This window comes from Brevibacillus sp. NRRL NRS-603 (genome assembly GCF_003013445.1).
Classification (GTDB): Bacteria; Bacillota; Bacilli; order Brevibacillales; family Brevibacillaceae; genus Brevibacillus; species Brevibacillus formosus.
In genome coordinates this window covers 970,911-991,410 of sequence record NZ_PXZN01000012.1, presented here as the reverse complement: position 1 = coordinate 991,410, position 20,500 = coordinate 970,911, and the positions used below count along the sequence as shown (strand labels likewise).

Here is a 20,500-nt window from a genome sequence, read left to right as displayed (position 1 = left end):
CAGATGCGTGACCAGGCAGAGCAACTCCGTGAGCGGATGCTACAAAACAAAAAGACACGACCAACTAGACTGGTGACAGTGACAAGTGGAAAAGGTGGTGTCGGCAAGTCCAATTTCAGCTTGAATTTTGGACTTGGTTTGATTGAGAAGGGACATAAGGCGGTTTTGTTTGACTTGGATCTGGGTCTGGCAAATCTGGATGTATTAATGGGTATCACCCCAAAAAAGCATCTGTTTCATTTGTTAGAGCCAGATACAACTGTTTGGGACATTATCGAGCAAGGACCTGGAGGTTTAGAATTCATCGCGGGTGGTTCTGGATTTACGCAGATTATGCAGTTAGATGATGAGAAGCTTGATCGCTTATTCTCGCATCTTGACCCGCTGCAAGGCTATGCCGACACCATCATTTTTGATACGGGAGCAGGTTTTTCAAAAGAATCCATGCGATTCATGCTCTCCTCAGACGAGGTCATCCTTGTAACCACTCCCGAACCACCAGCGATAACGGATGCATATGCAGTCATCAAGATGCTACACTCACGCAATCCCGCTGTTTCGATTCGATTGGTGATAAATCGAGCGTCGTCGGAGAGAGAAGGGAAAATGACGGCAGACAAGCTTGCGATGGTTTCTAAACGTTTTTTGAATATGGATATTCAGTCGCTCGGATATGTTTCGGATGATCCTTATGTTTCAAAAGCTGTTAAACTGCAGCGTCCTTTTCTACTTACATATCCACAATCGCAAGCCGCGAGAAGCATACGAAATCTGGTAGAGCGGTATTTGGATCGTCCGGTTACAGCGGATGCTTCTGTCAGTGGTCTCAAAGGTTTTCTTGCGAAGTTGAGGCACTTCATACGATGAGACATAAAAGTAGGAAGGGAGCGACATTCGAATGAGCAAAATCCGCGTTCTCGTCACGGACGATTCTGCATTCATGCGTAAAGTGATTTCGGACATTTTATCTACGGATCCTGAGATTGAAGTGATCGATCGAGCTAAGAATGGACTCGAATGTATTGAAAAATGCAAAGAACTGGCGCCGGATGTTCTCACACTTGACATTGAAATGCCGGTCATGAACGGTTTGGACGCGCTGGAAAAGCTGATGAATGAGTGCCCGGTTCCGATCGTCATGTTGAGCAGTCTGACTAAAGAAGGAGCCGAAGCTACGATTCATGCGTTGGAACTAGGTGCGTTTGACTTTGTAACAAAGCCTTCTGGTCCAATTTCTCTCGACATCCACAAAGTGGGCGATCGTCTTATCGAGCGTGTGAAGGCGGCAGCAGCATCGAAAGTACGTTTGAAAAAGCCGATGCCTCGCGTAGTCAAACCGGTATCTTTCGAATCAAAAGCTGCACCTGTTACACCGGCATCTCCAGTAATCCGTACGAAAATACCGAGCCCGCCTGCCGTGATGCGGTCACAAGTTGGCGGAAAGGCAAGACTGGTGGTTCTAGGTACTTCCACGGGTGGTCCTAAAGCATTGCAGAGTGTACTGACTGCAATTCCGGCGAACTTTCCGGCACCAATTGCCATCGTTCAGCATATGCCAGCAGGTTTCACAAAATCGTTAGCAAATCGGTTAGACTCGCTATGCCAGATTCGAGTAACCGAGGTTGTCGATGGCGAGTATTTGGAAAATGGTACAGCGTACATCGCTCCAGGAGGCTTCCATTTCGAGGTTCGTCAAGTGAATGGGAGACTGCAGGCCTACTTACATCAAGAGGAGCCACGAGGCGGACACAGACCGTCTGTCGATATCCTGTTTGAATCAGTCAGTCAATTGACAAATGTAGACAAATGGGCAATCATCATGACAGGCATGGGAAATGATGGGACTAAAGGACTAAAGCTCATGAAGGAGCTTGGCCATGTCACAAGTATTATCGAAGATGAGTCGAGCTGTGTCGTATACGGAATGCCAAGAGCAGCGATTCAAGCAGGCTTGGCAGACAACGTGGCCCCATTGGAAAAGATTCCAGAGCTGTTGTGCAAGCTCTTGCACTGATTTTTGGGAGGTGGATCACCTATGGATATGAATCAGTATTTGGACATGTTTATTGAGGAGTCAAAGGAACACCTACAGGCGATCAACGCCAACTTGTTACTTTTGGAAAGTGATCCGGGTAACATTGGTCATGTCAAAGAGATTTTTCGTTCCGCGCATACATTGAAGGGTATGTCGGCAACGATGGGCTTTGAAGACATGGCGAGTTTGACTCACGAAGCGGAAAATGTACTGGACCTGATTCGCAATCAGAAGTTAACGATTACCAGTGACATCATGGACGCTATTTTCCAGAGTGTAGATTTGATTGAAGGCATGGTCATCGATATCACAGAAGGCGGAGACGGTTCAGCGGATGTATCCGCTATTGTAAAGAAGCTACGGGCGATTGTTGCGGGAGACTTTTCAGCCGAGCAGGAAGTAGCAGCTACTACAATGGAAGTGGAAGCACCGCAAGAGGAGACTACATCAGCTGAAGATCATGAACTGGATGATTATGCCATGATGGTCTTGAAGCAGTCTCAGGAGCTCGGGAACAACGTTTTGTGGATCAAAGTGACATTGAATGAAAACTGCTTGCTCAAGGCTGCCCGCTCCTACATGGTTTTTGATCAATTGGAATCTATGGGTGAAGTGATCAAAACGAAGCCAGCTGTTGAAGATATCGAGAATGAGCGATTTGAACAATCGTTTGAAATCGCCTATGTGACGGAGCAATCGATTGAAAAAGTTCGCACTACGATTCTTAACATTTCGGAAATCCAAGATGTGACAATTGAAACCATTCAATTGAAGAAGGAAGCTCCACCTGCTCCCGTAGTCCAACAGGCACCAGCACCAGCTGAAAAAGGAGCAGCAGAAGCTCCTCAAGCACCAGTGAAGAAAGCGACGGCTGGGGGAAAAACAATTCGTGTAGATATCGAACGCTTGGATATCTTGATGAATCTGTTTAGCGAACTAGTCATCGACCGCGGTCGTCTGGAGCAGTTGGCGCGAGAGATTGGAAAGAACGAACTGCAGGAAACCGTGGAGCATATGAGCCGGATTAGTGGCGACTTGCAAAACATCATTCTGACGATGCGCATGGTACCGGTGGAGCAAGTATTCAATCGTTTCCCACGTATGATTCGCGATCTGCAAAAAGATCTGAATAAAAAAGTGAATCTGGAGATTATCGGTGCGGAGACAGAATTGGATCGTACCGTCATCGACGAAATTGGGGACCCACTCAATCACTTGCTGCGTAACTCGCTTGACCACGGAATTGAGTCTCCAGCAGATCGGAAAAAGGCGGGTAAGCCAGAGGAAGGAAAAATTGAGCTTCGCGCTTTCCACAGCGGGAACCATGTCTTTATTGAAGTAAAAGATGACGGTGCTGGAATCAATAAAGATAAAGTTCTAAAAAAAGCGCTTGAGAGAGGCATTGTCAATCCTGCCAATGCAGATAGCATGAGTGACAAGCAAATCCACGAGTTGCTATTTGCAGCAGGCTTTAGTACAGCGGAAGTTGTATCTGATATTTCCGGTCGTGGTGTTGGACTGGATGTCGTGAAGTCCAAAATTGAATCGTTGGGCGGTAGTGTCAGCGTAGATTCAGTGCGGGGTCAGGGCACGACTTTCCTCATTCAATTGCCACTTACACTCTCTATCATTTCTGCGATGCTGGTACAAGTGAAAGATGAGAAGTACGCTGTCCCACTCAGCTCCATTATTGAGACGGCTGTGTTTAAAAAAGATCAAATCATGATGGCTCACCGCCAAAAAGTGATCGACTTCCGAGGACGTGTAGTCCCGCTCGTTTCGCTGCAGGACATTTTCCAAGTGCCTGATAATGGGGAAACGATGGAAGATGAAGTGGCAGTCGTCATCGTACGTAAAGGTGAGAAAATGGCAGGCCTTGTCGTCGATTCGTTCATCGGTCAACAAGAGATTGTTCTAAAATCTCTTGGCAAATATCTGGTCAATGTATTTGCCATTTCAGGTGCAACGATCCTGGGAGACGGTCAGGTCGCGCTCATCATAGATTGTAACTCGCTGATTAAGTAGAAGGAGGGGCAGCCACATGCTCGATCAAAAAGAAGTCATTAGCGAAGTCAAAGTGATTGTCTTTCGATTGAAGGACGAAGAGTATGGCGTAGAGGTTCATCAGGTTAAATCCATTGAAAAGCTGGAGCACATCACAAGAGTTCCTCGAACGCCTAGTTTCGTCAAAGGGGTTATTAATCTGCGTGGCGTTGTGACACCGATTATTGACCTGCGCAATCGCTTTAGTCTCGAAGAAAGCGTCTATTCCGAAGCAACCCGAATCATTATCGTGGCCGTGGGTGAGTTGGAAGTGGGTCTCATTGTAGATGCTGCAAACGATGTTATTGATATACCAGTTGATGCGATTGAACCGCCTCCAGAAGTTGTTGGAGGTGTGGAGGCTGCTTATTTGCGAGGCGTCGCTAAGCTGGATAAACGACTGTTAATCCTCTTAAACCTTGATAAAGTATTGAGTACTGAGGAAATCAAGCAGTTGGACGCAATTGAGGGGTAAGTAAAATGGGCGATTTTACGAAGTTTGGGGATTTCCAATTTGACGTTTTACGGGAAATCGGGAACATCGGTGCTGGTCACGCTGCCACGGCTCTCTCCAAGCTCATACAAAAAGAAATCGATATGAAAGTTCCACAAGTCAAGATTATCTCCTTTGACGAAGTGGCAGATTTTGTAGGAGGAGCGGAAACTGTTGTAGTGACCGTCTTCCTCCGAGTTGAAGGCGATTGTCCAGGTAACATGTTTTTTATCCTTGATTTGGATTCTGCCAAGCACCTGCTCGAACAAATTACAGGTATTAATAAAGATGTGTACGAGTGGGGAGAGCTGGAAATCTCGGCGCTCCATGAGATTGGCAACATCTTAACAGGTTCTTATTTATCATCGTTAGCTGATTTTACAAAATTAAATTTACAGCCGTCCGTACCTGCACTCGCTGTGGATATGGCTGGAGCTATTCTAAGTTACGGATTAATAGCGTTGGGTCAAGCGGGTGACTTTGCCCTCACGATTGACACCGCTTTTTTCGAAGGCAATGATCAAGTAAAAGGGAACTTTTTCTTAATTCCTGATCCTGAATCGCTCCCAATACTATTTCGTTCATTAGGGGTTCCGTTCGATGGAGATTATTAAGATAGGGATGGCTGATCTCGGTGTGGCAAAGCCGCCGAGCAAGCTGCGTACTACCGGTTTAGGTTCTTGCGTAGGGGTAGTGCTCTACGATCATATCCATAAAATTGCAGGTATGGCACATGTTATGCTCCCAGAATCGTCTTTGGCTAAAAGCGGGGAGCTAACGATAGGCAAATATGCGGATACAGCTATCCCCCATCTGATTCAGTTGATGGTGAAGGCTGGTGCGGAGACCAGACACACAGTTGCGAAATTGGCTGGCGGTGCACAAATGTTCGCATTTTTGGGGAATAATGACACCATGCGGATTGGGCCTCGGAATGTAGAGGCGTGCAAACTTGCATTGAAGGATGCTCATATAAAGATCGTGGCAGAAGATACAGGGGGAAACTGCGGTCGGACAATAGAGTTAGATGCCACAAACGGCATTCTTCAAATCAGGACCGTAAATCAAGGTGTGAAGGAAGTATAACAAATGTTAGGAACCATTTGGATTAATTTTGGATTAGGGATGCTCGCATTTCTTGTAACGCTGGGTACGGCTGTGGCGAGTAATGTCTGGCTCGTATCACTGGAGAGAGCAGGTATTGCATTTGTCCTATTCTTCCTCGCTGCATTCCCAATTCGTTGGCTGCTCGCAACATTCATACAGTCATCCACTCCACCAATGGTTACGGACACGCTAGAGGGGACAAGCTCTCCTCTAGCAGAAGGTGGGGTCGTTCTGGAAATTGGGCAACAAGTCGAACAGGAAGATCAAACATTTGCACCACTCTCAATCAACAAGATGGAAAGGATTCATCCTACTGAGGATCCAGCCACCGTTGCAGAGGTCGTTAGGCGCTTATCAGATGAGTAAAGGTTGGTGACTATTCGTGGCACGGCTAACCAGTCAAGAAAAAGCAAAAGAATTCGATAAATGGGTCATGTGGAAGCAAGAGGGAAGTCGCGAGGCGGAGGTTGACTTGGTCACACGGTTTTTGCCACTGGTCGATAAGGTGGCAAATCGGTTGGCAATTAATCTGCCAGCAAATGTGGACAAGGATGACTTGATTAGTTATGGGCGCTTTGGACTATTAGACGCTTTGGCTAAATTCGATCATACCCGGGGTCTCCAATTTGAGACGTACGCCATGTGGAGAATTCGCGGTGCAATGATCGATGGACTACGCGAGAACGACTGGATCCCTCGTACTGTTCGAGACAAGGCCAAAAAAATCGAAGAAGCATACACCACCTTGGAACAGCAAATGCTGCGAATGCCAACCGATCAAGAAGTGTCTGATTATCTGGGAATAAGCAAAAAGGAGCTCCAACAGGTTTTCTTGGAAACCTCTCTTGCCAGCATGGTTTCTATCGATGAGGCAGTAGGGGATGAAGACGAACAAAAAACAGCAAGACATTCGTATATCATCGATGAGCTCACGCCTCGCCCTGATAATGTGGCGGAAGTATCCAGCTTAAAAGAGGTTCTAGTAACGGTCATCGACAAATTGCCTGAAAAGGAACGACTGGTTGTCTCCTTGTTTTATTTTGAAGAAATGACCTTATCAGAAATTGCGGAAATCATGAGCTTGTCACCTTCAAGAATATCCCAGTTGCACTCCAAAGCTCTTTTCCGACTTCGTTCTGCGTTGTCCAGATGGAAATCGCAATTGATGTAAAGGGACATTACCCAAGCTTGAGAGGGGTAGAATGATGGAAGGGATCGGGAACTATAAAATAGAAGTAAAAATTTCAGCCGATAAATTGGAGGCCGAAGTACTTCTTCGTATGGACGAACAAGATATCGACGAAATTGTCATCTTGGAAACCGATGTTTATAAAGCATTACAAGCAAGCAATGTGAAGTATGGAATTCTCGATGATGTAGTTCGGGACTTGTGCGCCTTACCTGCAAAATATGCAAACGCGAGAGTAAAGGTTGCTCAAGGGATTGCACCTGTGGCCGGAACCGATGGGACTATCGAGTACCCCTATTTGGCATCTATTAATGAAGGGGAAGGTCCAAAAGAGCTAGAGGATGGCCGAGTTGATTTTTATAATGTGACGACAATCCCTAATGTAGCAAAAGGACAACTCTTGGCACGTAAAATATCAGCAAGCCAGGGACAACCAGGCACAGCAGTTACCGGAGAGCCCATCGCTCCCAAAGCCGGCAAGGAAATAAACATAAAGCCTGGGAAAAATGTTGTACTCAATCAAGAGCGGACAATGCTATACGCCGCTATTGACGGACAAGTCTCCTTTACGGAACAGGCAAAAATGAACGTATTTCCCGTATTTGAAGTAAACGGGGATGTTGATTTTGGTGTTGGCAATATTGATTTTGTGGGAACGGTGGTCATTCGCGGGAACGTATTGAATGGCTTTCGCGTAAAGTCATCAGGAGATATACGCGTACTTGGCAGTGTAGAAGGGGCCGAGTTGTACGCGGAAGGCTCCATTGAGATCAAAAGCGGGATTGTTGCCCAGGACAAAGGCTGCATTGTTGCGGGGAAAGATGTCCGGACATCCTTTATCCAAAACGCCAATGTGACGGCTGGCAATCAAGTGATTGTTTCACAACGCATCATGTTCTCAACTGTACGAGCTGGAAAGCAAATCATTTGCAAAGGCTCAAAGGGCTTCATCATTGGCGGCGTGCTGCAGGCTGGGGAAAAGATTGTGGCGCGTGTATTTGGGAACAGCAGCGCCACTCCTACGATACTCGAAGTAGGAGTAAAACCGGAGTTAAGACAAGAACTGGCGAATATTCAAAAAGAACTACAAAATGTGTATGAAAATTTACGCAAAACAGATCAAGGACTAGGGGTTATTAACCAGATCCTTCAGGCCAGCAAAGAACTTCCAGCAGACAAGCGTCTCATGCAAATCAAGCTGACTAATACTCGTTTGGTTTTGGAAAAAGAAAGCAAGGAATTGGAAGCACGCAGAAATGATATTGAACTCGAGCTGAAAGGTGAAGGCCCAGCAGCTATTGAAGCATATCATGTGATGTATCCAGGAATTAAAATGACGTTTGGAAAGCTGGTGCACTTTATCAAGCACGAGTATGCGAGAACGCGATTTATCGTGCTGGACGGTGAAATTAGCACAGCAACTCTTATCTAATCCAGGCTGCTTACATACTTAGTGTGACAAGGGAGTTGGGGCCATATGAGTTTGAAAGCGGTTGAATTGCAGGTGGCAATACCACGCACGTTAGAAGTCAGCCGGATTCAGGAGCATCAGCAACAACGAACCATGCATGAACAACAGTCCATGATTGATCAGCGAAGAGACCTGGATGAACATATGCGCCAGCGCCCGAGTGATCTTGAGCAATCACAAAAGAACCAGATACGCGAACGAGAAAAAAAGCAAGGACAGCAAGAACATCAGGACAAAAAAGAATCCACTGGGAGCCAATTGTCCGAATCGAGCGAAGGTGTATCTGCGAATGCTGATCTCATGAGAGATCCATTGCGTGGACGGATTATAGATATTTCTTTATAAATGAAGTCAAGCCAGAAATAAAGGTGGACAACATGGACGTAGTGTATCCCATCCTGATTGGAGCAGGAATGATCAGCATGCTTCTTGCTTTTATCATAAAAAAGAAGCAGCCTGTTGACTCCTTTTCCTCATTACCCACACAACGCACGACGGACAAGGACGAGCTCGAAAAAAGCGTTCAGCGTCTTCAAAAACAGGTAAAGCAAGAAACCAATCTTCTAGCCGCAGAATGGCAGGAAATGAGAGCGGATCTTCTCGAGGATATCGCTAGTTTGCGCAAGCGATTAGACAGTATGGAAGAACAATGGAAAAAGAGTGAAGGTCACAAGGAAGAAGCTCCAAAGGATACTCATAGGAAAGAACCAGCACCTCAAGTTCAAGAGGTGGATATGCTGGCACTGCGAGAACGTTATCGCCGTGCCTTTGAGCTTAGTAAAGAAGGTTTGTCCCGAGATGAGATCGCAAAACGACTCGGTGCAGGCAGAGGGGAAATCGATTTGATCTTTTCCTTGGCTGACAGGCATGAGCGAGGTCTTGCCGATGCGTAAACAAGAGCTATTATTCGGATTTGGAGCAGGACTGATTGTAGCTACCTCTATTATCGGACTGTTAGCTCCTAAGCAGACTGCACAAGCCCCAGCCATGACTGTAGATCAAATGAAAGTAGCTGCACAAGAGCTGGAGATGGTCGTACTTACAGCAGAAGAATACAAGCAGTGGCAGGAAGAAAAGAAAGTGAACGTAAAACCAGCTCCTGGAGTGCCTAAGGCGCCAGTTACGCCAAAGGTAGACCAAACAGTGGCGCCTGTGGCAAAGCAACCGCAGACGCCAACTGTACAGTCTACGACACCTGCGGCTTTATCGGAACAAAAGGTGATCCCGCCAACAAATCCTGTGAGTAAGGACGGCCAGCCTACTCCAACTGTACCGAATACGCAGACACCAGTGTCACCAAATTCGGTGGCACCTAAAGCTCCGACAGTGGAAGCACCTGTAGCAGATAAGAAGGTATCTTTCACTGTTCCGTATAAAGCAACAGCAGAGGATGTAGCGCAGATTCTCGTAAAGGAAGGAATCCTTCCTGCAGACAATCAATTTGTGGCCCAGCTACGTGCGAGCGACAAGCTAAATCGTATTCGTGTCGGTACTTATGAAGTGTCGACTGCTGCTAAGGAAGCAGACATCGTCAAATTGATAACGACGCCGCCTAAAAAATAGGCGGTTTTTTCAATGTAACGAAATGTGGCCGTTTGTCGTCTGCCAAAAGGGTCAAAACTTTTTTTACGAAATAAATGGAATTCGTTTGTTGCAATTGAAACTCCCATATGATATATTCATTTACGGTGTTGAAATCGCACGTCCACCAATTCCGGCAACGGTGCTGCCTATGGCAGAATTGCTTGGAACATGCGGTGAGGCGGAGGTAGGCATCACAAAAACCATTTTTGAAGGAGGTGTGAAATATGGCAGTAATTTCGATGAAACAATTGCTCGAGGCTGGTGTACACTTCGGTCACCAAACTCGTCGTTGGAACCCGAAAATGGCTCGCTATATCTTCACCGAACGTAACGGAATCTACATTATCGACCTGCAAAAAACCGTTAAGAAAGTAGAGGAAGCGTACAACTTCGTACGTGAACTCGCTCAAGACGGCGGAAAAATCCTCTTCGTTGGTACGAAGAAACAAGCACAAGAATCCGTTAAAGAAGAAGCAGAACGCACAGGTCACTACTTCATCAACCAACGTTGGTTGGGTGGTACTCTGACAAACTTCACAACCATCAAAAAACGTACTGCTCGCTTGGCTGAGCTGAAGCGTATGGAAAACGATGGTACTTTCGCAGTATTGCCTAAGAAAGAAGTTATCGTTCTGCGCAAAGAAATGGATCGTCTGGAAAAATTCTTGGGCGGTATCGCTCACATGGATAAACTGCCTGACGCTCTGTTTGTCATCGATCCTCGTAAAGAGCGCATCGCTGTAGCAGAAGCTCGTAAATTGGGTATCCCAATCGTAGCGATCGTAGATACTAACTGCGATCCAGATGAAATCGATTATGTGATCCCAGGTAACGATGACGCAATTCGCGCTGTGAAATTGCTCACTGCTAAAATGGCAGACGCTCTCCTGGAAGGAAACCAAGGTACAGAGCAACAAGCAACAACAACTGCGTAAGCATGTGTGTTAAAGGGTGGACTGAGGGTGTCAGAACCCCCGTCCATCCTTTTTTGCTGAATAGCGTCGCCGAGGTTAACAGGTGACTTGCTTTTCGATTATAATAGGATCGTAACTTTTCGAGGAGGTTTCACTCAATGGCAATTAGTGCACAAGCGGTTAAAGAACTGCGCGAGCGTACAGGCGCAGGTATGATGGATTGCAAACGCGCGCTGGAAGAAACAGCAGGCGACATGGAAAAAGCAATTGACTTGCTCCGTGAACGCGGTATCGCGAAAGCAGCAAAAAAATCTGGTCGTATCGCAGCTGAAGGTCTGACTGCAACTGCGGTAGCTGGAAACGTTGCAGCAGTTGTAGAAGTTAACTGCGAAACTGACTTCGTAGCGAAAAACCCTGAGTTCCAAACACTCGTAAAAGACATTGCTGAGCACGTTGTATCCCAACGTCCTGCAACAGTTGAAGAAGCTCTGGAGCAACCATTCAAAGGTGCTGGCGAGACTCTGGCTCATGTGATCAATGAGAAAATCGCGACTATCGGAGAAAACATCTCCTTCCGTCGTTTTGCACTCTCTGAGAAAACTGACGCTGGCGTATTCGGTGCTTACCTGCACATGGGTGGCCGCATTGGCGTTCTGGTAACTTTGGAAGGTACACAAGACGAAACACTGGCAAGAGACTTGGGAATGCACGCAGCAGCGTCCAACCCACGTTTTGCTAACCGTGAAGAAGTTTCCGCTGATGAGATCGAGCGTGAGCGTGAAGTTCTGAAAAACCAAGCACTGGCTGAAGGCAAACCTGCTAACATCGTTGAGAAAATGGTAGAAGGCCGCCTCTCCAAATTCTTCGAAGAATACGTACTGGTTGAGCAACCATTCGTAAAAGATACGGACAAAAAAGTAGCCGTTCTGCTGAAAGAAGCAGGTGCTACCTTGAAAGGCTTCGCTCGCTTCCAAGTAGGCGAAGGTATCGAGAAGAAACAAGAAGACTTCGCAGCTGAAGTAATGGCTCAAGTTAATAAGCAATAATAAAGGTTATAGGGAACACCTTCGTGTTCCCTATTTTCAAAGCGAGAGTTTCACTTTGTGTGAAACTCTCTGCATGTAAATAGCAGTGTGTACCTGTTCCCAATTAGAAGGAATGAAGACTGGGCACAGAGAATGATTCATGAATGGAGGCCGTTTCACATGCCACTTCCTGCCTATAAACGGGTTGTGTTAAAGTTGAGTGGGGAAGCTTTGGCGGGGGACTTAGGGTATGGTATTGACCCAAAGGTAATTTTCTCCGTCGCTAACCAGATCAAGGAAATCGTAGAATTGGGTGTACAAGTCGCAGTAGTCGTCGGAGGAGGTAACATCTGGCGCGGACTTTCCGGCAGCTCTAAAGGAATGGATCGGGCAACAGCCGATTACATGGGGATGCTGGCCACGATTATGAACTCACTCGCCTTGCAGGATGGGTTAGAAAAAGTGAACGTCCCGACTCGTGTTCAAACCTCGATTGAGATGAGACAGGTAGCAGAACCATACATACGCCGTCGTGCCATTCGCCATTTGGAAAAAATGCGTGTGGTCATCTTCGCTGCCGGTACTGGTAACCCTTACTTTTCAACGGATACGACAGCTGCTCTGCGTGCAGCTGAGATTGAAGCTGAGGTAATCCTGATGGCGAAAAACAAGGTAGACGGTGTGTACTCTGCAGACCCAAGCCTTGACCCGAACGCTAAAAAGTATGACCAGTTGACATTCCTGGAAGTGCTGAATAAAGGTTTAGGTGTCATGGATTCAACAGCATCCAGCTTGTGCATGGATAACAGTATTCCGTTGATCGTCTTTAACATTTCTGAAGAAGGCAATATTCGTCGGGCAGTAATGGGCGACAAAATCGGTACTCTAGTGAAAGGGGAATAATTATGCCACAAACTGTGCTAAATGACATGGAAGATCGCATGAATAAAGCGATCAATGCTTTGAAAAGAGACCTGTCCAGCTTGCGTGCAGGTCGTGCGAACCCAGCGATGCTGGATCGTGTTACAGTAGACTACTACGGCACTCCAACGCCGATTAGCCAATTGGCAAACATCAGCGTACCAGAACCGCGTATGCTGACAATCCAGCCTTGGGATAAAACGGCGCTCAAAGAAATTGACCGTGCGCTGCAACAATCGGATTTGGGAATTTCTCCATCCAACGATGGCGTAATTATCCGCCTGATCATTCCTCCACTCACAGAAGAGCGTCGTAAAGAGCTCGTGAAGCTGGCAGGAAAAGGTGGAGAAGAAGCAAAGGTAGCCATTCGTAACATCCGTCGTGATGCAAACGATGAAATCAAAAAGCTTGAAAAAGCTGCTACCATTTCTGAGGACGATTCCCGTCGTCATCAAGAAACCATACAAAAAACGACGGATAAATTCATCGCCGAAGTTGATAAGATCGTCAAGGACAAAGAGAAAGACATTTTGGAAGTATAGGTAATGGTAATCCCCCTCGTTTGAGGGGGATGTACGTCTATATCTCTCATTACGGGGGAACACTTTATGTTAGAACATCTAGCGCGCAAATGGGGCCGCAAAGAAAAGCAATCGGAGCCAGCCGAGTTGGATCGTTCCGGTAAGATTCCGGAACATGTGGCGATAATTATGGATGGTAACGGTCGTTGGGCCAATAAGCGCAGTTTACCCCGGGTTGCCGGGCACCGTGCAGGAATGAAAGCAGTAAAAGAAGTCGTCAAGGCTGCAGACGAGATCGGCGTGCGTTATATGACGATGTACGCATTCTCTACCGAAAACTGGAAGCGTCCGCGCGATGAAGTGGATTTTCTCATGAAACTTCCGCAGGAATTTTTGTCGACAGAATTGGATGAATTAATAGAACGTGGTGTCCGCATACGCATGCTGGGCAGTAAGAACGAGCTGCCTTCTCATACGCTGAAAGCACTGCTGGAAGCAGAAGAGAGAACGAAGGACAATAGCGGTCTGCAATTGAATTTTGCCCTGAATTACGGTGGGCGAGATGAACTGGCAAAAGCATTTTCAGTGATGGCAGCACAAGTAAAAGCAGGCGAGCTTCAACCAGAACAGCTGACAGAGGAATTGATATCGAGCTACTTGTATACAAGCGAAATTCCCGATCCAGACCTCTTGATTCGCACAAGTGGAGAGATTCGTTTGAGTAACTTTATGCTGTGGCAATTAGCATACACAGAATTATGGTTTACGGACGTGCTATGGCCTGATTTTACCCGTGAACATTTTTATCAAGCAATCGTGGAATACCAAGGCCGAGCTCGTCGCTACGGGGCGGTATAGCCGAGAGGTGGAATCAGTTGAAGCAACGTATAATAACAGGCCTGATTGGTGGGGCTGCTTTTCTATTATTGATGTATGCTGGTGGAGTTTGGTACTCACTATTAGTGTTTTTACTGGCTGTCATTGGCTATTTTGAATTTATGAGAATGGCTGGCATTCAGTCATTTTATTTGGCAGGATTGCTCGGATATGTATTGATGTTAAGCATTTTATGGCCGTCTCTATTATTTTCGGATTGGCTCAGTATCAGCTTGCCGGATCTGATGCTGCCCGTCATCCTGCTCTTGTTGATTTACTCCGTTTTACGGAAAAATCAGTTTCACATTGAACACGTCGCCCTTACGTTGGTGGGGGCGTTATACATAGGCTACGGTTTTACTTATATGGCCGCTACCCGAAACCTACCAGAAGGATTCATGCTTACGGTCATGGTCATTATGGGAATCTGGTCCACTGACTCGGGCGCCTATTTTGTCGGAAAAGCAGTAGGCAAACGTAAACTGTGGCCAGAAATAAGTCCAAACAAGACGGTGGAAGGGGCCTTAGGCGGTCTTGTCGCTTCTGTCTTGATTGTTCTTTCCATCAATGCAAGCTTTGGACATTTTGCGATTGATCAGGCTTTGACCATCGCTCTTGTTGCTGGGATCGTCGGGCAATTGGGGGATTTGGTTGAGTCGGCTTTCAAGAGGCATTTCCATGTGAAAGATTCAGGACAGCTCATCCCGGGGCACGGGGGCGTTTTGGATCGCTTCGATAGTTTTTTGCTCGTCTTTCCGGTTCTACATCTATTAGGTATTGTCTAAAACCTTTTGCATATAGAAAGAGATATAGAGGGTGAAATCCGTGAAAAAAATAGCGCTCTTAGGTTCAACGGGGTCCGTTGGAACGAGCACGCTTGAAGTCGTAGACCAGCATCCTGAGGATTTTTCGGTGGTGGCTATGGCTGCTGGAACAAACGTCGACCTATTGACACTCCAGGTGGAAAAGTTCAAGCCCGAGCTCGTTTCTGTAGGAAATGAGAAGGCTGCCGTTGAACTGCGAGATAGATTGGCGGGCAAGTCTCAACCAGAAATTGTTTACGGTGCGGAAGGCTTGGAACTGGTTGCCCGTCATGAAGCCGCCAATTTCGTTATGACCGCTGTTGTCGGCAGTGTAGGGGTAGCACCTACACTCGCTGCGATTGAGGCGGGAAAAACAATTGGACTGGCTAATAAAGAGACACTGGTGAGCGCTGGCCCTGTCGTCATGAAACGAGCGAAAGAAAAAGGCGTATCGATTATTCCAGTAGACAGCGAGCATTCCGCTGTCTACCAATGTCTGCAAGGCGAGCGTAAGGAAGATGTGGCAAGGATTATTTTGACCGCATCAGGCGGTTCCTTCCGTCACCTCACTCGCGAGGATCTCCAGCAAGTGACAGTAGAGCAAGCATTGGCTCATCCGAATTGGAGCATGGGTGCAAAAATTACCATCGATTCTGCTACCATGATGAACAAAGGTTTTGAAGTGATCGAGGCTCATTGGCTGTTTGATTTACCTTATGAGCAGATCGAATGCGTATTGCATTATGAAAGTATCATACACTCTATGGTAGAATACAAAGACAGAGCGGTCATGGCCCAACTCGGTACGCCGGATATGAAGGTTCCGATTCAGTACGCCATGAGCTATCCCATCAGAAAAGAACTGCCTACGGAACCACTTGATTTGGTCAAGATCGCCACGCTTCATTTTGCAGCCATGGATTATGAGCGTTATCCTCTGTTAAAATTAGCGTATGAGTGCGGCACGGCAGGAGGTACGCATACTGCAGTACTGAATGCAGCCAATGAGGTCGCAGTTGATATGTTCTTGAAGGGAGCGATCCGTTTTTTAGACATCGAAAAGGTCGTCCGGAAAACGTGCGAAGCTCACCCTGGTGTAGCGAGTCCAGAGCTTGCAGATATTTTTGCAGCAGATGAGTGGGCACGCTCTTATGCGCTCGTCTCCATTTAAGGAATATGAGAGTTAGATACTTGACAGAAAGGTGGCTGTTCACTTGCCTTTGCCCAACCTGGATTCCGTTGAATCAATTCTCGCGATTGTAGTTGTATTTGGGGTACTTGTCTTTGTGCACGAACTAGGACACTTTCTTCTGGCCAAGAAGGCAGGGATCTTATGTCGTGAATTTGCACTGGGAATGGGGCCAAAAATTTTTCGCGTGAAGCGGGGAGAAACGGAATACACCTTACGCCTGTTACCTATCGGTGGTCTTGTTCGCATGGCGGGAGAAGACCCGGAGATGGATATGTTAAAACCGCACATGGAAGTAAGCGTGGAGCGGGATGCGTTAGGAAAGGTCACACATATTTTGCTCGATGGGCCAAGTTCTGGTTCTGCTCGTGTGATTACCGGTACGGTGGTACAATTTGATTTGGAGCAAAATTTAAATATCGTACTCGAACTGGACGGAGAGCAGAAAACGTTTGCTGTTCATCCACAGGCTCAACTGGTCAAGGATGGACAAGAAGTACAGATTGCCCCTCTGAACAGACAGTTCAAAGGCAAGACTGTTTCACAACGTTTTTGGGCGATTTTTGCAGGACCTGCAGCCAACTTTTTGCTGGCGTTTGTTTTGTTTATCGCGATCGGCTTCTTGTACGGCGTACCGAATGGCAGCTATCTGGGGGATGTAATCCCGGGAGGACCTGCTGCTCAAGCTGGATTATTGCCAGGTGATAAGGTGATCGCGATTCAAGGTCAGCCGGTATCCTCGTGGAAAGACGTTGTAGAGAAGATTAGCAAAGCGCCGGACCAACAGTTAACGTTTGAGTACGAGCGTAATGGCCAGCGTTTGACTGTGCCAGTGAAAGTAGGGAAAGACGAAAACAACGTGGGCAAAATCATGGTAACCAATGCACTCACGTTTGCCCCAGGAGAAGTTCTCAAATACGGTGCAACCTCCACTTACGACTTTACGGTGATGATCCTGAAAAGCTTGGGAATGCTCGTAACCGGAGAATACGGATTAAAGGACTTGAGTGGTCCAGTCGGTATTTTCAAGATGACAGGAGAGGTTGCGCAACAAGGCATGGCGATTCTGTTGAAATGGGCTGCTGTATTGAGCATTAACCTTGGGTTGTTCAATCTGTTGCCATTGCCAGCCTTGGATGGCGGGCGTCTCGCATTCTTGGGAGTAGAGGCACTGCGTGGTCGACCTGTTGACCCGCATAAAGAAGGAATGGTTCATTTCTTGGGCTTTGCCTTTTTGATGTTGCTTATTTTGGTAGTGACTTGGAATGATCTGCAACGATTGTTCTCCTAATCACGTACTAACACGATAGAAAGAAAAACAGACATACGTAAAAGGATGGTGCAAAATGTTCAAGCGCGAGGAGACGAAACCGGTTTTTGTAGGTGGAGTGCAAATCGGGGGCCAAAAAAGCGTAGTCATCCAATCGATGACGACAGCAGACACACGCGATGTAGAAAAAACTCTGGCCGAGATTCAGAGACTGCACGATGTCGGTTGCCAAATTGTTCGCTTGGCCGTCATCAATGAAGATGCAGCACGTGCCATCAAAAAAATTAAAGAACGTTCTCCATTGCCACTTGTTGCCGACATTCATTTCGACCACAAGCTGGCATTGATTGCACTGGAGAGCGGGATTGATAAAATTCGGATCAACCCAGGAAACATCGGTTCAAAAGAAAAAACGCAACGCGTAGTGGAAGCGTGCCGTGAGCGCAATGTTCCGATCCGTATCGGGGTCAACTCCGGTTCTGTCGAGAGAAGACTTTTGGAAAAATACGGGTACCCTTCTCCGGAAGCAATCGTAGAAAGTGCGATGGACCACGTGCAAATTCTGGAAGACCTGAATTACGACAACATCGTCATTTCCTTGAAGTCTTCCGATGTTCCAACAATGATCCAAACCTATTCGTTGATGGCACAGAAGCGCAACTATCCATTGCACGTTGGTGTAACGGAAGCAGGCACACAGTTCTCCGGCAGCATTAAGTCTTCAGTTGGGATCGGAACGGTATTGTCGATGGGAATCGGTGACACCATCCGTGTATCCCTGACGGCTGATCCTGTTGAAGAAATTAAAGTAGCCAAACAAATCCTTCGCAGCTTGGATATCGTGAACAACGATCCAGTGGTCATTGCATGCCCATCTTGCGGTCGATGCGCAATTGATCTGATCGGCCTGGCAACAAAAGTCGAGGATGCTGTTTCCACGCTGAAAGTACCGTTAAAAGTAGCGGTAATGGGTTGCGCGGTAAATGGTCCTGGTGAAGCTCGAGAAGCAGATGTAGGTGTTGCTGGCGGAAATGGCGAGGGCTTGATTTTCCGTAATGGTGAAATTGTTCGGAAAGTAAAAGAAACCGAGTTGTTTGAAGAGCTAATGAAAGAAATTGACGAAATAGTAAACGAGCAAAAAACTACAACTGTAGGATAATGCACGTTGATTGCTGATAAGGCATAAGGAGGACACGCACGTGTTGAAGCAAAGTCAAATGTTGATCCCTACCCTGCGGGAAGTGCCATCCGACGCGGAGATTGCCAGCCACAAGCTGCTGCTCCGCGCAGGTATGGCCCGCCAACTGGCTTCCGGTATTTATACGTACCTGCCCCTGGCGCTCCGTTCCCTGCACAAAATCCAAGCGATTGTGCGTGAAGAAATGAACAATGCTGGGGGACAAGAGCTGTTGATGCCAGCGATGCAACCAGCTGAGCTGTGGCATCAAACGGGTCGTTGGGATGTATATGGTCCCGAGCTCGTCCGCCTGCGTGATCGTCATGATCGTCCTTTTGCCTTGGGTCCAACCCACGAAGAAGTCATTACGAGTCTCGTGCGTGATGAGATTAACTCTTACAAAAAACTCCCGATCAACCTTTATCAAATTCAAACCAAGTTCCGTGATGAAGTGCGTCCACGCTTTGGTTTGATTCGTTGCCGCGAGTTTATTATGAAGGATGCTTACTCTTTTGATACGACACAAGAAGGTCTGGATCGCAACTTCCAGGCGATGTACGATGCGTACACGAACATCTTTACCCGAGTAGGCTTGAACTTCCGTGCAGTAGAAGCGGATGCTGGTGCAATCGGCGGAAAAGGCACATACGAATTCATGGCGTTGTGCGACATTGGGGAAGACACGATTGCTTATTCTGAAGAAGGCGATTATGCGGCCAACTTGGAAAAGGCAGAGGTCGTGTACAAGCCATCTGCGAAGCCAGCAACAGAAGCGCCAGCTCGAGAAAAATTGCATACGCCTGGCACTAAAACGATCGACCAATTGGTACAAGCACTGCAAATCGAAGCAAAGCAAATCATCAAGAGCCTCATTTACCGCGTAGACGACAAGCTGGTTATGGTGCTGGTCCGCGGTGATCATGAGATTAATGAAGTGAAGCTGAAAAACTTGTACGATGCGACAATGGTTGGACTGGCTTCTGAAGCGGATATTGTTTCGGTGACTGGAGCGCCTGCAGGGTTTGTTGGCCCTGTTGGCATTGATCCTGAAAAAGTGGAAATCATCGCGGACAATTTTGTTCAAGATGTTTATGATGGTGTCGTCGGTGCCAACGATACAGACTATCATCTGACTCACGTAGTTGCTGGCCGCGATTTCACGGTTTCCCAGTACGCTGACTTGCGCAACATTACAGAAGGCGACGAGTGCCCTCGTACAGGTGGTGTTATCAAGTTTGCACGTGGTGTAGAAGTCGGTCACGTATTCAAGCTGGGTACGAAATACTCCACAGCGATGGGGGCTACGTACCTGGATGAGAACGGCCGCAGTCAACCGATGATCATGGGTTGCTATGGAATCGGTGTATCTCGTACAATTGCGGCAGTGATCGAGCAAAACAACGATGAAAATGGTATCATTTGGCCAGTATCTGTTGCACCTTTCCATGTGCATGTGATTCCGGTCAATGTTAAAGTAGAAGAGCAACGTCAAACTAGTGAACAAATTACAGAAGCACTGCGCAAGGCTGGCGTCGAGGTTTTGTTTGACGATCGTCCTGAGCGTGCTGGTGTGAAGTTTAAAGACGCTGATTTGATCGGACTGCCTCTGCGAATTACGGTTTCCGATAAAGCCGCACAAGAAGGAACAGTTGAAGTGCGTATCCGCAAAAACGGTGAAACACATGATGTGAAGCTGGATCAATTGGTCGATGAAGTGAAAGGTTTCCTATCCCGTGTTGACCAAACCGGAGCTGCGTTGTTCGGGAACTAGTTGGATGCAGGAATAAGAAGGATTTTGTCGAATTTTTACGGGGTGCTCCCCTAGATTAACGGGGAGTGCCTCTTTTTCTTGTTTGAACGCTCACTTATAGGGAAGGTGGGA

General features: G+C 47.0%; 22 protein-coding genes. All 22 read left to right on the top strand.

The annotated features are described in order from the left end of the window. The first annotated feature begins 3 nt into the window (after window positions 1–3). The 22 genes from C7R94_RS11360 to C7R94_RS11255 all read left to right on the top strand — a co-directional run bounded on the left by C7R94_RS11360 (window position 4) and on the right by C7R94_RS11255 (window position 20,389). On the top strand, window positions 4–867 hold the full coding sequence (locus C7R94_RS11360) for a MinD/ParA family protein (RefSeq protein WP_106781022.1): 864 nt from the start codon (window positions 4–6) through the stop codon (window positions 865–867). Window positions 868–898: 31 nt separating this feature from the next. Then, a complete protein-coding gene (locus C7R94_RS11355) occupies window positions 899–2,014 on the top strand; it encodes a protein-glutamate methylesterase/protein-glutamine glutaminase (RefSeq protein ID WP_106781020.1) in 1,116 nt (371 codons plus the stop codon). A 21-nt stretch (window positions 2,015–2,035) separates the two neighbouring features. Then, on the top strand, window positions 2,036–4,060 hold the full coding sequence (locus C7R94_RS11350) for a chemotaxis protein CheA (protein WP_106781017.1): 2,025 nt from the start codon (window positions 2,036–2,038) through the stop codon (window positions 4,058–4,060). A 16-nt stretch (window positions 4,061–4,076) separates the two neighbouring features. Further along, on the top strand, window positions 4,077–4,553 hold the full coding sequence (locus C7R94_RS11345; RefSeq protein ID WP_007719278.1) for a chemotaxis protein CheW: 477 nt from the start codon (window positions 4,077–4,079) through the stop codon (window positions 4,551–4,553). Window positions 4,554–4,558: 5 nt separating this feature from the next. Beyond that, entirely contained in the window at window positions 4,559–5,185 is a 627-nt protein-coding gene (locus tag C7R94_RS11340) for a chemotaxis protein CheC (protein ID WP_106781015.1), read from the top strand. After that, window positions 5,172–5,657 (top strand): chemotaxis protein CheD, encoded by a 486-nt coding sequence (locus C7R94_RS11335; RefSeq protein WP_007719270.1) that lies wholly within the window; start codon window positions 5,172–5,174, stop codon window positions 5,655–5,657. The genes C7R94_RS11340 and C7R94_RS11335 overlap by 14 nt, the downstream gene beginning before the upstream one ends. Before the next feature lie 3 nt (window positions 5,658–5,660). Continuing rightward, a complete protein-coding gene (locus tag C7R94_RS11330) occupies window positions 5,661–6,044 on the top strand; it encodes a hypothetical protein (protein ID WP_047067881.1) in 384 nt (127 codons plus the stop codon). Window positions 6,045–6,060: 16 nt separating this feature from the next. Continuing rightward, on the top strand, window positions 6,061–6,849 hold the full coding sequence (locus tag C7R94_RS11325) for a FliA/WhiG family RNA polymerase sigma factor (protein ID WP_047067879.1): 789 nt from the start codon (window positions 6,061–6,063) through the stop codon (window positions 6,847–6,849). Window positions 6,850–6,880: 31 nt separating this feature from the next. Then, on the top strand, window positions 6,881–8,299 hold the full coding sequence (locus C7R94_RS11320; protein WP_106781012.1) for a flagellar assembly protein A: 1,419 nt from the start codon (window positions 6,881–6,883) through the stop codon (window positions 8,297–8,299). 45 nt (window positions 8,300–8,344) lie between these two features. Next, window positions 8,345–8,683 (top strand): hypothetical protein, encoded by a 339-nt coding sequence (locus C7R94_RS11315; RefSeq protein WP_106781010.1) that lies wholly within the window; start codon window positions 8,345–8,347, stop codon window positions 8,681–8,683. A 23-nt stretch (window positions 8,684–8,706) separates the two neighbouring features. Then, window positions 8,707–9,231, top strand: a complete 525-nt coding sequence (locus C7R94_RS11310; RefSeq protein ID WP_106781008.1) for a DUF6115 domain-containing protein — start codon at window positions 8,707–8,709, stop codon at window positions 9,229–9,231. Then, the gene (locus C7R94_RS11305) at window positions 9,206–9,901 is read left to right on the top strand and encodes a DNA polymerase III subunit gamma/tau (RefSeq protein WP_106781004.1); all 696 of its coding nucleotides are present in this window, start codon (window positions 9,206–9,208) and stop codon (window positions 9,899–9,901) included. The genes C7R94_RS11310 and C7R94_RS11305 overlap by 26 nt, the downstream gene beginning before the upstream one ends. Window positions 9,902–10,146: 245 nt before the next feature. Next, on the top strand, window positions 10,147–10,857 hold the full coding sequence (gene rpsB / locus C7R94_RS11300) for a 30S ribosomal protein S2 (protein WP_015891726.1): 711 nt from the start codon (window positions 10,147–10,149) through the stop codon (window positions 10,855–10,857). A gap of 137 nt (window positions 10,858–10,994) precedes the next feature. Next, the gene (gene tsf / locus C7R94_RS11295; RefSeq protein ID WP_047067871.1) at window positions 10,995–11,882 is read left to right on the top strand and encodes a translation elongation factor Ts; all 888 of its coding nucleotides are present in this window, start codon (window positions 10,995–10,997) and stop codon (window positions 11,880–11,882) included. A gap of 159 nt (window positions 11,883–12,041) precedes the next feature. Continuing rightward, the gene (pyrH, locus tag C7R94_RS11290) at window positions 12,042–12,764 is read left to right on the top strand and encodes a UMP kinase (RefSeq protein ID WP_007719254.1); all 723 of its coding nucleotides are present in this window, start codon (window positions 12,042–12,044) and stop codon (window positions 12,762–12,764) included. Between the two features lie 2 nt (window positions 12,765–12,766). Next, window positions 12,767–13,324: a ribosome recycling factor gene (gene frr, locus C7R94_RS11285; RefSeq protein ID WP_015891724.1), complete on the top strand. Its 558-nt coding sequence runs from the start codon at window positions 12,767–12,769 to the stop codon at window positions 13,322–13,324. A 66-nt stretch (window positions 13,325–13,390) separates the two neighbouring features. Further along, the gene (locus tag C7R94_RS11280; RefSeq protein ID WP_047067869.1) at window positions 13,391–14,161 is read left to right on the top strand and encodes an undecaprenyl pyrophosphate synthase; all 771 of its coding nucleotides are present in this window, start codon (window positions 13,391–13,393) and stop codon (window positions 14,159–14,161) included. A gap of 17 nt (window positions 14,162–14,178) precedes the next feature. After that, the gene (locus tag C7R94_RS11275) at window positions 14,179–14,964 is read left to right on the top strand and encodes a phosphatidate cytidylyltransferase (RefSeq protein WP_106780996.1); all 786 of its coding nucleotides are present in this window, start codon (window positions 14,179–14,181) and stop codon (window positions 14,962–14,964) included. 40 nt (window positions 14,965–15,004) lie between these two features. After that, window positions 15,005–16,153, top strand: a complete 1,149-nt coding sequence (locus tag C7R94_RS11270) for a 1-deoxy-D-xylulose-5-phosphate reductoisomerase (RefSeq protein WP_106781285.1) — start codon at window positions 15,005–15,007, stop codon at window positions 16,151–16,153. 43 nt (window positions 16,154–16,196) lie between these two features. Then, window positions 16,197–17,462, top strand: a complete 1,266-nt coding sequence (gene rseP / locus C7R94_RS11265) for an RIP metalloprotease RseP (protein ID WP_106780993.1) — start codon at window positions 16,197–16,199, stop codon at window positions 17,460–17,462. Between the two features lie 55 nt (window positions 17,463–17,517). Continuing rightward, a complete protein-coding gene (gene ispG, locus C7R94_RS11260) occupies window positions 17,518–18,600 on the top strand; it encodes a flavodoxin-dependent (E)-4-hydroxy-3-methylbut-2-enyl-diphosphate synthase (RefSeq protein WP_106780991.1) in 1,083 nt (360 codons plus the stop codon). A gap of 43 nt (window positions 18,601–18,643) precedes the next feature. Then, window positions 18,644–20,389, top strand: a complete 1,746-nt coding sequence (locus tag C7R94_RS11255) for a proline--tRNA ligase (protein WP_146142798.1) — start codon at window positions 18,644–18,646, stop codon at window positions 20,387–20,389. Window positions 20,390–20,500 lie beyond the last annotated feature (111 nt).

Coding starts and splice junctions, on each gene's coding strand:
- C7R94_RS11315 (WP_106781010.1), top strand. CDS start 8,345: ATGAGTTTGAAAGCGGTTGAATTGCAGGTGGCAATACCACGCACGTTA.
- rpsB (WP_015891726.1), top strand. CDS start 10,147: ATGGCAGTAATTTCGATGAAACAATTGCTCGAGGCTGGTGTACACTTC.
- C7R94_RS11355 (WP_106781020.1), top strand. CDS start 899: ATGAGCAAAATCCGCGTTCTCGTCACGGACGATTCTGCATTCATGCGT.
- C7R94_RS11340 (WP_106781015.1), top strand. CDS start 4,559: ATGGGCGATTTTACGAAGTTTGGGGATTTCCAATTTGACGTTTTACGG.
- ispG (WP_106780991.1), top strand. CDS start 17,518: ATGTTCAAGCGCGAGGAGACGAAACCGGTTTTTGTAGGTGGAGTGCAA.
- C7R94_RS11360 (WP_106781022.1), top strand. CDS start 4: ATGCGTGACCAGGCAGAGCAACTCCGTGAGCGGATGCTACAAAACAAA.
- tsf (WP_047067871.1), top strand. CDS start 10,995: ATGGCAATTAGTGCACAAGCGGTTAAAGAACTGCGCGAGCGTACAGGC.
- pyrH (WP_007719254.1), top strand. CDS start 12,042: ATGCCACTTCCTGCCTATAAACGGGTTGTGTTAAAGTTGAGTGGGGAA.
- C7R94_RS11350 (WP_106781017.1), top strand. CDS start 2,036: ATGGATATGAATCAGTATTTGGACATGTTTATTGAGGAGTCAAAGGAA.
- C7R94_RS11280 (WP_047067869.1), top strand. CDS start 13,391: ATGTTAGAACATCTAGCGCGCAAATGGGGCCGCAAAGAAAAGCAATCG.
- C7R94_RS11330 (WP_047067881.1), top strand. CDS start 5,661: ATGTTAGGAACCATTTGGATTAATTTTGGATTAGGGATGCTCGCATTT.
- frr (WP_015891724.1), top strand. CDS start 12,767: ATGCCACAAACTGTGCTAAATGACATGGAAGATCGCATGAATAAAGCG.
- C7R94_RS11305 (WP_106781004.1), top strand. CDS start 9,206: ATGAGCGAGGTCTTGCCGATGCGTAAACAAGAGCTATTATTCGGATTT.
- C7R94_RS11320 (WP_106781012.1), top strand. CDS start 6,881: ATGATGGAAGGGATCGGGAACTATAAAATAGAAGTAAAAATTTCAGCC.
- C7R94_RS11335 (WP_007719270.1), top strand. CDS start 5,172: ATGGAGATTATTAAGATAGGGATGGCTGATCTCGGTGTGGCAAAGCCG.
- C7R94_RS11345 (WP_007719278.1), top strand. CDS start 4,077: ATGCTCGATCAAAAAGAAGTCATTAGCGAAGTCAAAGTGATTGTCTTT.